This window comes from Vibrio penaeicida (assembly GCF_002933855.1).
GTDB classification, from domain to species: Bacteria; Pseudomonadota; Gammaproteobacteria; order Enterobacterales; family Vibrionaceae; genus Vibrio; species Vibrio penaeicida_A.
This window is the reverse complement of record NZ_BFAQ01000017.1, coordinates 32561-46877: the sequence shown is the minus strand read 5'-3', so window position 1 is coordinate 46877 and position 14317 is coordinate 32561. Positions and strand designations below refer to the sequence as shown.

Genomic DNA, 14317 nt, shown 5'->3' with positions numbered 1-14317 from the left:
CTGGCTTTTTTATAGGCTAAAAAAAGTCGTGTAAAATAAAGTGTTAATGTACTTTTACAAATTATTGATGAAAAAAAACTACAAAAATAGTTTTCATCCCTGAGTAAATGTTGTACATTATCTCTCGTAGGGTACAGAGGTAAGATGTTCTATCTTTCAGACCTTTTGTTTCACGTTATTGGATTAGGCTGATTCAGCCGCCCCAGTCAGTTTTTGACTGGGGCGTTTTTTATTGTAATAAAAACAACATATTGCTGTAATAATGAGCATTTGATGCTTCTCTTTTCCACATATTATTATTTCTCCATGGAAAACCTTTCCAAACGTATTTGCTAGAAATTCGTAAAACAATTCTTTCATAGCCAAGCTAATGGCTTCGATTTTATGTAAATAAATACATTCAGACTTTTTTACTGAAGAGATTTTTGTAGTAAAAAACCGCATTGTCAATAAGATGATTTTTGTTGAAAAATAAGCTTGATGTGAAATTTAGTTATGTAAGGCATGAAACAAGAGCTTTATGCAAATAAGCCCTGATGGTAAAAGGTGCCGGGTGGCAAGGTTTTAAAAAAAAGTAGAGAAAGACCTTGAGTTTTGATGGGAGATCATGAATGCTTTTTACCTATAATAATAATACCTCCTATTTCTCTCCCGTTGCCCCACCAAAAAGGTGGGGACTTTTGTCTTTAAGAGAAAAATTGCTTACTCTTCAGTGGGTTGTTCTGGGTCTTCGCTCTCTTGAGTTTCTTCTATCAATGCTGGAGCAAACCACTCGTCCATCTTGGATCTTAGTTGGTCAACACCAATGCCTTTCAAAGAAGAAAATACGTCAACTTTTACTTCACCACCAAATGTCAGTGACGCTTCACGGATTTTAAGTAGCGTGGCTTTTCTTACTCCGCTTTTCAGTTTGTCTGCTTTTGTTAGCAGTACTTGAACCGGAATGCCAGAATCGACTGCCCAGTAAATAAGCTGCTGATCCAATTCTTTCATTGGATGGCGAATGTCCATCAGAACCACTAAACCTTTAAGAGACTGGCGTTTTTGAAGGTATTCCCCTAATGATTGCTGCCACTTCTTCTTCATTTCTAAAGGAACTTGAGCAAATCCGTAGCCAGGAAGATCAACAATGTGGCAGTTGTCGTATACTTTAAATAGGTTAATTAATTGAGTACGGCCTGGAGTTTTACTGGTTTTTGCTAAACTTCTTTGGTTAGTTAGTCGATTTAGTGCACTGGACTTACCGGCGTTAGAGCGGCCAGCAAACGCAACTTCTATTCCCTTATCCTCTGGCAAGTGACGTATGTCAGGGGCGCTGGTAATAAAATGTGTGTTCTGGTAATGAATTTTTGCGCTCACTGTTAACTCCATCTCGTCTTTGTGTAGTCGATTGATTACTTTTTTGTGAATTTGTGTAAAATATCCTTGCTCGGCATAAGGTCGTTTTATTGTACCAATAGCCAACCACATCATGTGGTACTGGAAGCTTGATAATTATAATGGAATGTCATGAAAAAATTAGTGCTAATCTTGAGTTTATTAGCCAGCTGCTCTGTATGGGCCCAAGGTAGTATTGAAGCTGGTAAAGCAAAATCTCTTACATGTGCAGCCTGCCACGGTGCAGACGGTAACAGTTTGATTCCAATTAATCCAAAATTGGCTGGTCAGCATGCCAAATATCTTGAGAAGCAGTTACAAGATCTCAAGCTAGGCGGGCAGACAGGCGGAAAGCAAGGTCGTTATGATCCTGCTATGAGCGCCATGGCCGTTCCATTGTCAGACGAAGATATCGCAGATCTTTCTGCTTATTATTCTTCACTGACAACCGCAGAAAGTACGACTCCTGATGAAGTAGTTGATCGCGGTAAAGTACTGTACGCCGCTGGTGATATGCAACGTGGCATTACAGCTTGTATTGCTTGTCATGGTCCTCGTGGTAACGGTACTGAGCTTTCAGGGTTTCCTAAAGTGTCGGGTCAACACCCTGACTACATCAAAGCTCAATTGGTTAAATTCCGCTCTGGAGATCGCAACAACGATATGAACGCTATGATGCGTGATATCGCGAAAAAGCTGACAGACGAAGACATCGACATACTGTCCAAATACATGGGCGGTTTGCACTAAGCCTTATTTGAAGACAACCCTATATTGTCTTTATTAAGACTAAAAAGCGGCGATTTTTTTGCCGCTTTTTACGTTTCAATCCCATCAACGGCTCTTTTTACCATGATTAAGCAGAAAGTGCTCAATAAAACTCCACTCTAACCTCACTTTCTGGTATGTTTCGCATCCCTAACTGAGGATGCCTACATGCATGTATGTCCGCTCTGCGACTCATCGCAGACTTCAGACTACTTTGAAGACCGTCGTCGACGTTATCATCAATGTCAGCAATGTGAATTGGTGTTTGTTGATCCCGCTCAGCGCTTGACGGCTGAAGAAGAAAAGACCATGTATGACTGGCACGAGAATGATCCTTCTGATGAAGGATACCGCCGTTTTTTGAGCCGAATGTCCACGCCTATAGTTGAGCGAGTCAAACCCCATTCGCATGGGTTGGATTTCGGTTGTGGACCAGGGCCAACACTGTCTCTCATGTTAGAAGAGAGCGGACATACCGTTTCTCTTTACGATCTCTACTATTATCCTGATAAGAGGGTACTTGATAGAGCGTATGATTTTGTAACTGCCACTGAGGTAATAGAGCATCTCTATCAACCTGATGAAGTGTGGCAGCAATGGTTGAGTTTAGTCAAACCAGGCGGATGGCTAGGGATAATGACCAAAATGGTGATTAGCCTTGAAGCTTTTGCGGGATGGCATTATAAAAATGATCTTACACATGTGATCTTTTTTAGTCGTGCAACGTTTCAATACTTAGCGCGACGGGACGGACTCCAACTCGAGTTTATTGGCAATGATGTAATTTTACTGAGGAAACCCAGTAATGAGTCGAAGTAAAAAATCTAGAAAACCAGGTGCTGTAATAGGCGAACCTGACGTAATTGTAACGCGTAATCGCAGCGAATCTGACGTTGAAGGTCGCTTGCGTAAAAAGCTGAAAAAACGTAAAGGTTTGAAGTCGGGTAGCCGTCATTCTGAAGCCTCTGAATCGAAGCACTCTGGCAACGGTCAAAAACGTGACCCTCGCTTGGGTAGCAAGAAAAAGATTCCGTTGATTATTGAACCAACGAAAAAGCCAACGAAGCAAGAGCGTCGCCTTTCCGCTGAGCAAGAGCTTGAAATGTTGGAAAATGATGCACAGCTGGCTGTACTCCTAGATCGAATCGACGCAGGTGAAAGCTTGGGTAAAGGTCTACAGCAGTTCGTGGATGAAAAACTGGATCGCATCGAAGTTCTGATGAATCAACTTGGGTTGATGGAGCCAGAAGTTGAGGAAGTAGAAGAAACGTTTGAAGCGCCTGCTAAAGCGAAATCTGACGATGATTTACTCTCTCAGTTCGAAGATCTAGACATAGATAACTTGAAAGAATAGGCGAGAAAGTAATGTCAGTAACCGCATTAGCTGTGATAGGTGGGCTCATCATTTTAGGGCTGGCCTCGTACGCAGGTTATCTTTTACTGCAACTGAAAAAGCAGAAGGAACTGCAAGCGAAACATAAAGCGCTAGCGATTAATAAGCGTAATGCCAACATTTTTGAAAATGTAGATACCCTGTGTGCTGCTGGTATTCAGGGGCAATGCGACTTGTCTGAAATCAGTATTCGCGTGTATTGCATCCTAGATTACGTGCAGGGTGAAGATCGAATTGACTTCGATAAAGAATACCCTGCAATTGCCGAGTTGTATCATGTCGTTAAGGATATGGCTCGCGGAGAAGATAGGCAAACACTGGCAAAAAAAGAACGCATGCAACAAACTCTGGCTCGCCAGAAGGCAGAAGTCCGCTTAAATGATGCTATTGTCGAAGAGCTTAAAATACTCAAAGACAAAATCAAACCGCTGAACAACCAGATCAATATCAATGTGGTCGCTTCCTGATTTATCTATCATCATGTGAATCGACCCAGATCGTGTTCTGGGATCGATCACAGAGTGCGAGTGATCTCACTAGCACTTCTGAACATTTCTATTATTAAATCTGACAGCGTATACCGTCACTGTCATTGTGATATGGCAAAATACGCCCCTAAGCACTAAACCGGAAGCACAAAGCAATGTCGAGTCACAAAGCTATGTCGAGTCATAAAACGATGTCGAGTGAGCAAATTGTTTGGGATCAAACTGTATTAGATAAATACAATTACTCAGGGCCGAGATACACCTCTTATCCAACCGCGTTGGAGTTCCATGAAGCCTATACCATTGCTGAATTCGATATGGCCTGCGCGCAATACCCAGAGCGCCCACTGTCACTGTACGTGCATATTCCGTTTTGCCACAAGCTTTGCTATTACTGTGGCTGCAATAAAGTGATCACTCGTCATCAGCACAAAGCGGATGAATACCTAGATGTACTAGAGCATGAAATTCGACAACGTGCTTCTTTGCTGCACCATCGTCATGTGACGCAATTGCATTTTGGAGGGGGAACGCCAACTTTCCTAGATAAGGCTCAAATATCACGCTTGATGTCACTCCTTCGGGAAGAGTTTCAATTTGACGCGAGTGCTGAAATCAGTATCGAAGTTGACCCAAGAGAAATTGAGCTAAATATGCTTGATCATCTGCGTGCTGAAGGGTTTAACCGTTTAAGCATTGGTGTTCAAGATTTTGATAAAGAAGTGCAAAAGCTGGTTAACCGTGAGCAAGATGAGCAATTTATCATCGACATGGTTGAAAAAGCCAAGCAGCTTGGCTTTCGCTCTACCAATCTGGATTTGATTTATGGTTTACCCAAGCAAACCCAAGCTTCTTTTGCGAAAACGTTAGAGCAAGTGCTGAAAATGCAGCCAGGTCGTTTATCGGTGTTTAACTATGCTCATATGCCTCAGTTATTCGCAGCACAGCGTAAAATCAAAGATGCCGATTTACCTGCGCCAAGTGAGAAGATGGCGATTCTTCAAGATACTATCGGTACTTTGACGGGCGCAGGTTACCAATTCATTGGAATGGATCACTTTGCTCAACCAGACGACGAGCTTGCAGTCGCGCAGCGAGAAGGCATTCTGCACCGTAATTTCCAAGGCTATACCACACAAGGCGATTGCGATTTAGTTGGATTTGGTGTGTCTGCGATTTCTATGATCGGAGACAGCTATGCTCAGAATCAAAAAGAGCTAAAGAAATACTACGCTCAAGTTAATGAACTGCGTCATGCACTTTGGAAGGGCGTATCACTGGATTCCGATGACCTACTGAGACGTGAAGTCATAAAGCAGCTAATCTGCAACTTTAAGCTGGATAAAACGTTCATTGAAAATGAATTTGATGTTGAGTTTAATCATTACTTCAAAGAAGACTTGGAACTGTTGCAAACTTTTGTGGATGACGGGTTGGTCGAAGTGGATGACAGCGAAATTCGCGTCACGTTGCGAGGTCGCCTGTTGATTCGAAATATCTGTATGTGCTTCGATAAATATCTACGAGATAAGGCACGTCAGCAGCAATTCTCACGAGTGATCTAGAGAAACTCAAATATTTGAATAAACAAAAGGGGCTAGATGCCCCTTTTTGGTGTCTTGCGTAGGTATATGGCTTTTGTGTATCTCGAACGAAGGCGACTTATAACGAAGGCTGTTTAAAGTTCGGCTCATTTAAGCTTCGCCAAGAATTTATCTGATTCTGTTATGGCTGACTTCATCTCTTTGATCGCCACTTCAATGTCTTTCTCTAAACTCATAAACTCGCCTTGCAGTGACCCAATGGCACTCGCATTCAAGTTATGCTTTAAATAGAGTGTGTTGTCTTGCAAGGTGTTGAGTACGGGCGTCATTTTTTTCTCTGCCCGCTTCATGGCACGTAGCATGGTATTGTATGACGCCTTGGTTTGCTTGAGTTTGGATTCACTATCGCGGCGCAGTTTGCTACTAGTGTAGAGGGTGAGTTCCTCTTCCCATTCCTCAAAAAGGGCATCCGACACATCTTCAATGGAACTGATTCGGCTAGAAACCGTTTCAGCTGCATCTACGCTGTCTTCATACTTGGCGTTGATTTTCTTATACATTGATTCCAAATCACCGCCATCAAATTGTGTTAACGCAGAAAGGGCTTCAAGTGCACTCGAAAATTCTTCTTGGGCTTCTTGTTGTGCGGTTCTGGCATCTTCAACCCTATCAACCATGATGTCACGTTTGTGAACGCCCACTTTCTCCATCGCTGAGTAATATGTTGATTGGCAGCCTGTAATAAAAAGCAAAGACATCGCCATAGCAAAAACAAAACGCATTTGGATTTCCTTTTCGTATAGAATTGAAAGAACTATGGACGACTTAACAAGGAGATACAAGTTGAAGTTCGAAGAGATAGCCGTTCATTCTCAACAATTTTTCCGCTATCTACTTGGACGCATGGGACGCGATCGTTTAACCGTGAGTGCAGGGTACATGGCGTACATTACGCTATTGTCGCTTGTTCCTATGTTGACAGTATTGCTTTCAGTGCTTTCTAAGTTTCCGGTATTTGCCAATGCAGGGGACGTGCTTCAGGAGTTCGTGATCACTAACTTCGTGCCAGCAGCCGGAGCCGCAGTGAAATCGGCGCTGAATGACTTTGTCGCTAACACTGGCAAAATGACCGCGGTTGGTGGTGGTTTTCTGTTTGTGGCCGCCTTGATGTTGATTTCCAACATCGATAAAAACTTAAACTATATTTGGCGTGTAGAAAAAAAACGTCGCCACGTGTATTCGTTTTCAATGTACTGGATGGTGTTAACGCTAGGACCGATCCTGGTCGGAGCCTCTATTGCTGCTACATCTTATGTCACGTCTCTCAATTTGATCGAAAGCGAAGCTATTTCTACGGTCTACTCAGAAATACTGAGTGGGTTGCCCTTTATTTTATCTTTTTGTGCATTTATGGGGCTTTACATGTTGGTGCCCAACAAGAAGGTAATGTTGAAAGACGCGGCGCTAGGCGCTCTCGTGGCTGCCATACTGTTTGAACTGAGTAAAAAGGGTTTTGCCATGTATATTACTCAGTTCCCGTCTTACCAGCTTATTTACGGTGCATTAGCAGCAATACCGATTCTTTTTGTTTGGGTTTATCTCTGTTGGTTGATTGTTCTGGTAGGAGCAGAAGTGACAGCAAGCCTTGGAGAACGAGAAATGTGGTACAGTACCGAGCCTGAAAATAAAGAAGAACAACAAGGAAGCGGCGGATGATCGCCTTAATTCAAAGAGTCAGTGAGGCTGCAGTCCACGTTGATGGCGATGCAGTTGGCGAGATCAATAAAGGGATTCTTATCCTGCTTGGCGTTGAAAGAGAAGACGATGAAGCCAAGGCGAAACGCCTGATGGAACGTGTTCTAACCTACCGAATTTTTGAAGATGATCAGGGAAAAATGAACCTGAACGTCCAAGAAGTGAACGGAAGTGTTTTAGTCGTGTCTCAATTTACATTACCGGCGGACACGAAAAAGGGAACACGACCGGGTTTCTCTAAAGGTGCCCATCCCGTTGAAGCGGAGCGTTTGTACGATTATTTCTCTGATCGATGCGCTGAAAAAATCAGTACAGAGAGAGGACGGTTTGGGGCTGATATGAAAGTGTCTTTGGTCAATGATGGACCAGTGACTTTCTGGCTACAGGTATAGCCAACAAAGCCAAGCTTCAAATCTCCGTACAAGCTTTCAATGTGCATATAAGCTTTCAATCTGCATACAGGCTTTCGATCTCAAAAGAGTGCTAACGAGCAAAGGAATCTCATGTTTAAACTAGTCACCCCAAAAACAGCGAACCAGCTGAATAAGTACTATCACTTTCGCTGGCAAATGCTGCGTGAACCTTGGCGCTTGCCTGTCGGTTCGGAAAGGGATGAATACGATGAACTTAGCCACCACAGAATGATCGTGGACGGTAAAGGTCGTCCGATGGCTATTGGGCGTTTATATATCACGCCTGATAACGAAGGTCAGATCCGCTACATGGCGGTGAAACCGAATCGCCGAAGTAAAGGCATCGGATCGTTAGTCATGGTGGCGCTGGAGTCATTTGCTCGTCAAGAAGGGGTTAAGCGCTTAGTGTGTAATGCACGTGAAGATGCGATTGCCTTCTACGAGAAAAATGGATTTGAAAGCCAAGGTGAACTCAATGACGAACGTGGTCCTATGCGTCACCAACAAATGGTGAAATCGCTGGATCCATTAGCGAATGTATTGCGACGCCCGGAATGGTGTGCAGAATTGCAAGATCGTTGGGAAAGCCAAATTCCTATCAGTGACAAGATGGGGATTAAAATCAATCAATACACGGGTTACCGTTTCGAGTGCAGCGCTCAGCTAAATCCCAATTTAAACCCTCACAACACCTTGTTTGCTGGTTCAGCGTTTACTTTAGCCACGTTAACGGGCTGGGGTATGACTTGGCTTTTGATGAAAGAGCGTGAATTGGAAGCGGACATTGTGCTGGTGGATAGCCGCATACGTTACTGCCATGCGGTTGAACAAAGCCCAATTGCGGCGACCTCGCTCGATGGAATCAGTGGTGACTTAGACAGGCTGGCCGCCGGGCGTAAAGCACGCGTGGTTATTAATGTAACTATTTACAGTGGCGAACATGCTGCTGTGGAGTTTACTGGCACTTATATGCTTCTGCCTAATTATCAGGGAATGCTTGGGCGCTAGGCATACTAAGGTATGAGCTTTTCTAACACCTTGCAGTCTTCTCGTGTAATAGGGGCATTAGAGAGTGGTTGATACCTCCACTCTCCACATTCTCCTTTTAACATGAGCGTAATGCTCCCCTTTTCTGCATTTACCAAATCAACATTTCCATGTATCGAACCGGCAAAGTCACCTCCTTGAATGCGTGACTGTTGCATTGTAATTCTTCCTCGGTCGACATCAATGATAAAGTCAGACACAGAGACGGGCTCAGGATCTTTCTTTGATAGCTCAAGGGGGATGCTTGGATCCATTAATGCAGCAAAGTGAGAAGCGGTTGTTAGGTCACGAAATTGGGTTGAAATAAAGCCTGAAACGCTGTGATTGAACGAAGCCGCATCACCAGACAACCCCGAGAGCTCAAATTGGGTATCAGTCAGGCCCGACAAGTCGAGAGGCAGCGGATGAACATACTGAAGTGTCTCTATCGGAATGCCATCACCTTGGAATTTGAGCGCCCATGGGCGGCTGTGTTGACGATAATCCCACTGCCCTTGCGCGCGAATAAGCCCATCATTAACTGGAATGATGACTTTATCCAAATAACTGATACCAGCATTGGCATGAGCTTCTATAAGCAGTTGAGAGCCAATCAGTTTTCCAAAGTTAGCGCTGTTTGCCGTTAGTGATAGTCGCCCTTGCCATAAGCCAACTTGACCATTTCTAAGTACATCTAATTGATTACCCTGAATATTTAACCCGGAGATCTGGCGCTTTGGCTCTGACTCTAGATCAATGTACTGCGCGCGTTTTACGGAAAGTTGGTCAATGGTTAGGTTGGCGAGACGGTCGATTTGTTCTTTAAAAGGCGTCAGTGACAGTTCGCTGTCGGTATGCCATTCAATACCTGTTAAGTTAAGTTGAGCTAAATGCCAGGTATCTGGCGTAAACTCACCATTAACCTGGATATAGCCTTGATCCATTCCGAGGTTGGCACTGTGCACAGTAATAAGATCAGGTGAAAAGCTGGCTTCAAGAGCGGGCTCTAGCCAAAGTTGATCGGCATAATCAATGCTTTCAGCATTGAGTGAAATCGAGCCTGAGGGCTGTTTCCATAATTCGAAAGGAAAGCGAATGTCTTCCAGTGTCATATCTGCCTGAACCATCGCGAAAGTTGGGAATTCAAGATCGCTGCGCAATACATCTAGGCGCTTTATGGCAATCTCAGAACTGTCGGTACTTGCCCATTTGAATTTCTTGAGGGTTTTCCAATCGTCTTTCGTTACCGTCAGTTCATTCAGTGCGGCGTTAACGACGTTCCAACGTCCATCTTCCCATTCAGCTTGCCCAGATAGCGTTCCTCCACGCCAACTGAAGGAGAGCCCATATATCTTTTTGCTGTCCGCAAAAATGTCGGCGTCTAACAATGCATGATTGAAAGCTTCATTTTGCCAATAGATTTGATCAGCGCTCAATTGAATTTCACCATACCAACGCCATACAGGATGATCACTAACAACAGGTTGTTTTATTTGGAATTTGAGCCCTCTTACTATCCATTCCGGATTGGAGAAATCGAGGTTGTCCACGGCGATCTGGTGAACTTTGACGAAAGAGAGTGGGCGAATATTGGGCACACCTTTTTGCAGTTGAAGTCCACTGAGCTGCAAACTCGCAATACTGATTTTTGTGCCATTAAAGATTTCAGGGTCGAGCCAGATATTGGCCGTTTCGATGAACATGGGCTCAGGCTGCGTTGAAAGCTCAACACCATGAAGGGTTAATTGATAAGGGGATTGATACTCCACGTTTTCTATTTGGATCGTGAGGTTACTCACTTGATTGGCAATGAAATTCACCACCGACGTAGCGTAGCGGGTATGCAGGCTGCCAAATAATGCCAGCACTGAAACAACGATCAGCAGTAAGAATAAAACCACAACCGTGGAGGCTTTTCTCATCTTCCTTGTTCCAAATTTCTCAATCCAGCTTTCAGATTGGCTCAATTATCGATTGGATTCAATAAAAAGCCCCTCGAAAGAGGGGCTTGGTAATGGATTTGCTACTTTAATCCACTTTCGTAAGCATTAGCCGAGTTGAGGACCAGCTGCAACTAATGACTTACCTTCATCATTGTCAGTGTATTGGGCAAAGTTATTGATGAAGCGATTGGCTAAATCTTCTGCTTTGCTATCCCACTGAAGTGGATCGGTGTATGTATCACGAGGATCAAGAATGCCTGAGTCAACACCATGTAAAGCGGTTGGCACTTCAAGATTGAAGACTGGAATGACTTTCGTATCTGCGTGGTCAATCGAGCCATCCAGAATCGCATCGATGATTCCGCGAGTGTCTTGAATAGAAATACGTTTGCCTGTTCCATTCCAACCCGTGTTGACGAGGTAAGCTTCTGCTCCAGCGGCTTCCATACGTTTCACCAGTACTTCAGCGTACTGTGTTGGGTGCAATGTTAAGAATGCAGCGCCAAATGCAGCAGAGAACGTTGGCGTAGGTTCAGTGATACCGCGCTCTGTACCTGCCAGTTTTGCTGTGAAGCCAGACAAGAAGTGGTACTTCGTTTGCTCTGGTGTCAGCTTCGATACTGGAGGGAGAACTCCGAAAGCATCTGCAGTAAGGAAAATAACTTTCTGTGCATGACCTGCTTTCGATACTGGTTTAACAATATTATCGATGTGATGAATCGGGTAAGAAACACGTGTGTTTTCAGTCTTAGAGCCATCATCAAAGTCGATTGAACCATCACCACGAACTGTCACATTTTCCAGCAAAGCATCACGGCGAATAGCATTGAAGATATCGGGTTCTGCTTCTTTGGATAGACGAATTGTTTTGGCGTAGCAGCCTCCTTCGAAATTGAAGATGCCGTCATCGTCCCAGCCGTGTTCATCGTCACCAATAAGTTCGCGTTTAGGGTCGGTTGATAAGGTAGTTTTCCCCGTACCTGATAAACCGAAGAATACGGCGACATCCCCTTCTTTGCCTACGTTAGCACTGCAGTGCATGGAAGCAATACCTTGCAAAGGTAGAAGGTAGTTCATTACGGCAAACATCCCTTTCTTCATTTCACCGCCGTACCATGTTCCTCCGATGATTTGCACGCGCTCTGTCAGGTTGAAAGCAACGAAGTTTTCAGAGTTCAGACCTTGGGCTTCCCAGTTAGGGTTGGTTGTCTTCGCTCCATTCATAACAACAAAATCTGGCTCGAACGAGGCGAGTTCTTCATCGGTAGGACGAATGAACATGTTTTTTACGAAGTGGGCCTGCCATGCCACTTCTGTAATGATTCGCACACTTAAGCGAGTATCAGGGTTGGCACCGCAGAAGCCATCAATCACAAAAAGACGCTTACCTGAAAGCTGATCCGTCACCAAATCTCTTAGCTCAGTCCATGTTTCTTGGGTAATCGGCTTATTGTCATTTTTCCCTTGATCAGACCACCATAGAGTGTCTTTCGTCGTCTCGTCTTTAACGATGTATTTATCTTTTGGTGAGCGACCAGTAAAAATACCAGTGTCGACAGCAACGGCACCAAGTTCTGTAACTGTGCCTTTTTCGTAGCCTTCAAGCTCTGGGCGTGTTTCTTCTTCGAACAACTGCTCATAACTTGGGTTACGCAAAACCTCAGTCACGCCAGTGATTCCGTGTCGGGTAAGATCGATGTGTGCAGCCTTTGTATGTTCCATAACGGTCATAGGTGCTCCTTGTAGGGTATAAATTGTAGGGGTTTTGTAATTATTTATAGTTTTCTGCTCACCACTTTGGCAACTTTGAGCAATTCTCATCTCAGGTCTTGTTGAATATTTTATCCCTGAGAGGAGTGGGGTTTTTACACTCTTGTCACAGTTTGGCTTGCTCATTTTATCGCTCGCGCAATCCTTTGCGCTAGATCAAAAGGATTAATACTTTGACAAAAATAAGTATAGCGTACGGTGATATAAATGCGTGTTTTAGTAGCGAAAAGGCATTAAAAAAGCCAGCATAGAGCTGGCTTTTAGAAAGTATTCACGGAGCTTATTAAAGCGTGAAAAATAATGGATTAATGAAGGGTGTCGTTGCTGTCAGTAGCTTGCTCATAAAGCTCAGACACATCATCCTCGTCAAACGAGTAATCTGTGCCGCAGTAATCACAATGTAAAGAAACGGATCCTTCAGTCGCTAAAATGTCATTAATTTCATCTCGCGAAACCGTGATTATGGCAGCCCCACTTCTTTCGCGTGAACAGCCGCAGAAAAACTCAACGGGTTGCGCTTTAAATAGTTGTACCTTTTCTTGGTTATAAAGACGATACAGTACATCGTTAGCGGGTAATCCAAACAATTCTTCATTTTTCACCGTGTCGGTGAGTTGCTCTAGGTGCTCAAAATCATTCGCTGAGCCTGTGCCATCTGGCATGGTTTGCAACAACATACCTGCTGCATGCGCTTTGCCTTCATGTTCACCAAGGCGGAACCATAGACGAGTTTGAAGCTGCTCAGAGCGTTCAAAATACCCTTCAAGTACTTCCGACAACGTTTCTCCTTCTAGACCAACTACACCTTGGTAACGTTCGCCTTGCTTGGGAGCAATAGTGATCACTAGATGGCCTTTACCCACCAATTGATGAAGCGTTGCGTCATCGGCGAGATCACCTTCCCAACGAGCGACTCCACGAACTTTCTGGTCATGATCGCCATTGATAACAACTAACGGAACAGGACCGTCACCCTGCAATTGAAGTGTGATAGATCCTTCGAATTTTAAAGTGGCAGTTAGTAGCGTTGTGGCAACGAGAAGCTCACCCAACAGGTTTTTAACCGGTACTGGGTATTCCTTGCTTGAAATGATTTCTTGGTACGTACTATCCAGTTGTACCAATTCGCCACGAACGGATAAATTTTCGAATAAGTAGCGATGCAATTGGTTGTTTGCCATGCGAGGAGCTCCAGCATTTATTGGTTCTTGAACTTAATGATGTCTCGACGCTGTTTTTTATCCGGGCGTCTTTCCGGGCTTGGGCTGTACAGGGTATTCAGCTTTCTTTTTTGCGCATTGTCTTCACGTTTAAGAAGGCTGTCTTCGGTTTCTCGGTAAAGCAGTTGAGCTTCTGGAGCACCGCGACGTTGATCCGATATCTTTTCAATGACCACCGTTTTTTCTTCATGCCCCTGTCTCAGCACTATGGTTGCACCAAGTTCGACAATTTTGCTCGGCTTGGAACGTTGACCATTATAATGGACTTTTCCACCATCAACCATATTCCGTGCTATAGATCGCGTTTTGTAGAAACGAGCGGCCCAAAGCCATTTGTCGAGCCTAACCGTGGCAGTATTTGAACTCATAGTAAATTCGTGCCTCTAATGATTGACTTGCCTCATTATTTACACAATGGTGACGAGTATGGGGGTTTTCAACCTAAAATGGGATGAAACGTAATCAGTCTAAAGTCTGTTAATGTGAATTGTTGCTAATCTTTATAAGAACGATATTTGGTATCACTCAATTTATATGACAATGCGCAAGCCTTTGTGTAGGCTTTGGCTTTTATTTATCAGACTGCCTTAACATATCTGAAGTTTTAATACAGGGAGCGC

15 protein-coding genes are annotated in these 14317 nt (G+C 44.0%); 9 read left to right on the top strand and 6 right to left on the bottom strand.

Annotated features, from left to right (window positions below):
- Positions 1–144 precede the first annotated feature (144 nt).
- Positions 145–192: a hypothetical protein gene (locus tag VPNCDNU1_RS29405; RefSeq protein ID WP_438356636.1), complete on the top strand. Its 48-nt coding sequence runs from the start codon at positions 145–147 to the stop codon at positions 190–192.
- A 510-nt stretch (positions 193–702) separates the two neighbouring features.
- Here VPNCDNU1_RS29405 and yihA read toward each other — a convergent pair.
- A complete protein-coding gene (gene yihA, locus VPNCDNU1_RS10025; protein ID WP_104400285.1) occupies positions 703–1371 on the bottom strand; it encodes a ribosome biogenesis GTP-binding protein YihA/YsxC in 669 nt (222 codons plus the stop codon).
- A 138-nt stretch (positions 1372–1509) separates the two neighbouring features.
- Here yihA and VPNCDNU1_RS10020 point away from each other — a divergent pair, with 138 nt between their 5' ends.
- The 5 genes from VPNCDNU1_RS10020 (at position 1510) to hemN (ending at position 5591) form a co-directional block, all read left to right on the top strand.
- Positions 1510–2127 carry a c-type cytochrome gene (locus VPNCDNU1_RS10020; RefSeq protein WP_104400202.1) on the top strand — a complete coding sequence of 206 codons (618 nt, stop codon included), beginning with the start codon at positions 1510–1512 and terminating at the stop codon, positions 2125–2127.
- Between the two features lie 186 nt (positions 2128–2313).
- Positions 2314–2964, top strand: coding sequence for a class I SAM-dependent methyltransferase (locus tag VPNCDNU1_RS10015; RefSeq protein ID WP_104400201.1), 651 nt, complete (start codon positions 2314–2316; stop codon positions 2962–2964).
- On the top strand, positions 2951–3499 hold the full coding sequence (gene yihI, locus VPNCDNU1_RS10010; protein ID WP_104400200.1) for a Der GTPase-activating protein YihI: 549 nt from the start codon (positions 2951–2953) through the stop codon (positions 3497–3499). The genes VPNCDNU1_RS10015 and yihI overlap by 14 nt, the downstream gene beginning before the upstream one ends.
- A gap of 11 nt (positions 3500–3510) precedes the next feature.
- Positions 3511–4005 carry a DUF2489 domain-containing protein gene (locus VPNCDNU1_RS10005; RefSeq protein WP_104400199.1) on the top strand — a complete coding sequence of 165 codons (495 nt, stop codon included), beginning with the start codon at positions 3511–3513 and terminating at the stop codon, positions 4003–4005.
- Between the two features lie 212 nt (positions 4006–4217).
- Complete coding sequence (hemN, locus tag VPNCDNU1_RS10000) at positions 4218–5591, top strand: oxygen-independent coproporphyrinogen III oxidase (RefSeq protein ID WP_371410786.1); 1374 nt, start codon at positions 4218–4220, stop codon at positions 5589–5591.
- A 125-nt stretch (positions 5592–5716) separates the two neighbouring features.
- On the opposite strand, the gene VPNCDNU1_RS09995 is transcribed toward hemN, so the two are convergent.
- Positions 5717–6352, bottom strand: coding sequence for a DUF2959 domain-containing protein (locus VPNCDNU1_RS09995; protein WP_104400198.1), 636 nt, complete (start codon positions 6350–6352; stop codon positions 5717–5719).
- 121 nt (positions 6353–6473) lie between these two features.
- Between VPNCDNU1_RS09995 and VPNCDNU1_RS09990 the strand changes: the two genes are divergently transcribed.
- From VPNCDNU1_RS09990 to VPNCDNU1_RS09980, 3 genes are all read left to right on the top strand, one after another.
- Positions 6474–7286: a virulence factor BrkB family protein gene (locus tag VPNCDNU1_RS09990; protein WP_237324117.1), complete on the top strand. Its 813-nt coding sequence runs from the start codon at positions 6474–6476 to the stop codon at positions 7284–7286.
- A complete protein-coding gene (gene dtd / locus VPNCDNU1_RS09985) occupies positions 7283–7717 on the top strand; it encodes a D-aminoacyl-tRNA deacylase (protein ID WP_104400196.1) in 435 nt (144 codons plus the stop codon). The genes VPNCDNU1_RS09990 and dtd overlap by 4 nt, the downstream gene beginning before the upstream one ends.
- A 111-nt stretch (positions 7718–7828) precedes the next feature.
- On the top strand, positions 7829–8746 hold the full coding sequence (locus VPNCDNU1_RS09980; RefSeq protein ID WP_101114541.1) for a bifunctional GNAT family N-acetyltransferase/hotdog fold thioesterase: 918 nt from the start codon (positions 7829–7831) through the stop codon (positions 8744–8746).
- A 5-nt stretch (positions 8747–8751) separates the two neighbouring features.
- Here the strand turns inward: VPNCDNU1_RS09980 and VPNCDNU1_RS09975 are convergent, their stop codons facing one another.
- The 4 genes from VPNCDNU1_RS09975 to hslR form a co-directional block, all read right to left on the bottom strand.
- Positions 8752–10686, bottom strand: a complete 1935-nt coding sequence (locus VPNCDNU1_RS09975; RefSeq protein ID WP_104400195.1) for an AsmA family protein — start codon at positions 10684–10686, stop codon at positions 8752–8754.
- Between the two features lie 126 nt (positions 10687–10812).
- Positions 10813–12438 carry a phosphoenolpyruvate carboxykinase (ATP) gene (pckA, locus tag VPNCDNU1_RS09970; RefSeq protein ID WP_104400194.1) on the bottom strand — a complete coding sequence of 542 codons (1626 nt, stop codon included), beginning with the start codon at positions 12436–12438 and terminating at the stop codon, positions 10813–10815.
- Positions 12439–12782: 344 nt separating this feature from the next.
- Positions 12783–13658, bottom strand: coding sequence for an Hsp33 family molecular chaperone HslO (gene hslO / locus VPNCDNU1_RS09965; protein ID WP_104400193.1), 876 nt, complete (start codon positions 13656–13658; stop codon positions 12783–12785).
- Positions 13659–13675: 17 nt separating this feature from the next.
- Complete coding sequence (gene hslR, locus VPNCDNU1_RS09960; RefSeq protein ID WP_104400192.1) at positions 13676–14065, bottom strand: ribosome-associated heat shock protein Hsp15; 390 nt, start codon at positions 14063–14065, stop codon at positions 13676–13678.
- Positions 14066–14317: the final 252 nt, after the last annotated feature.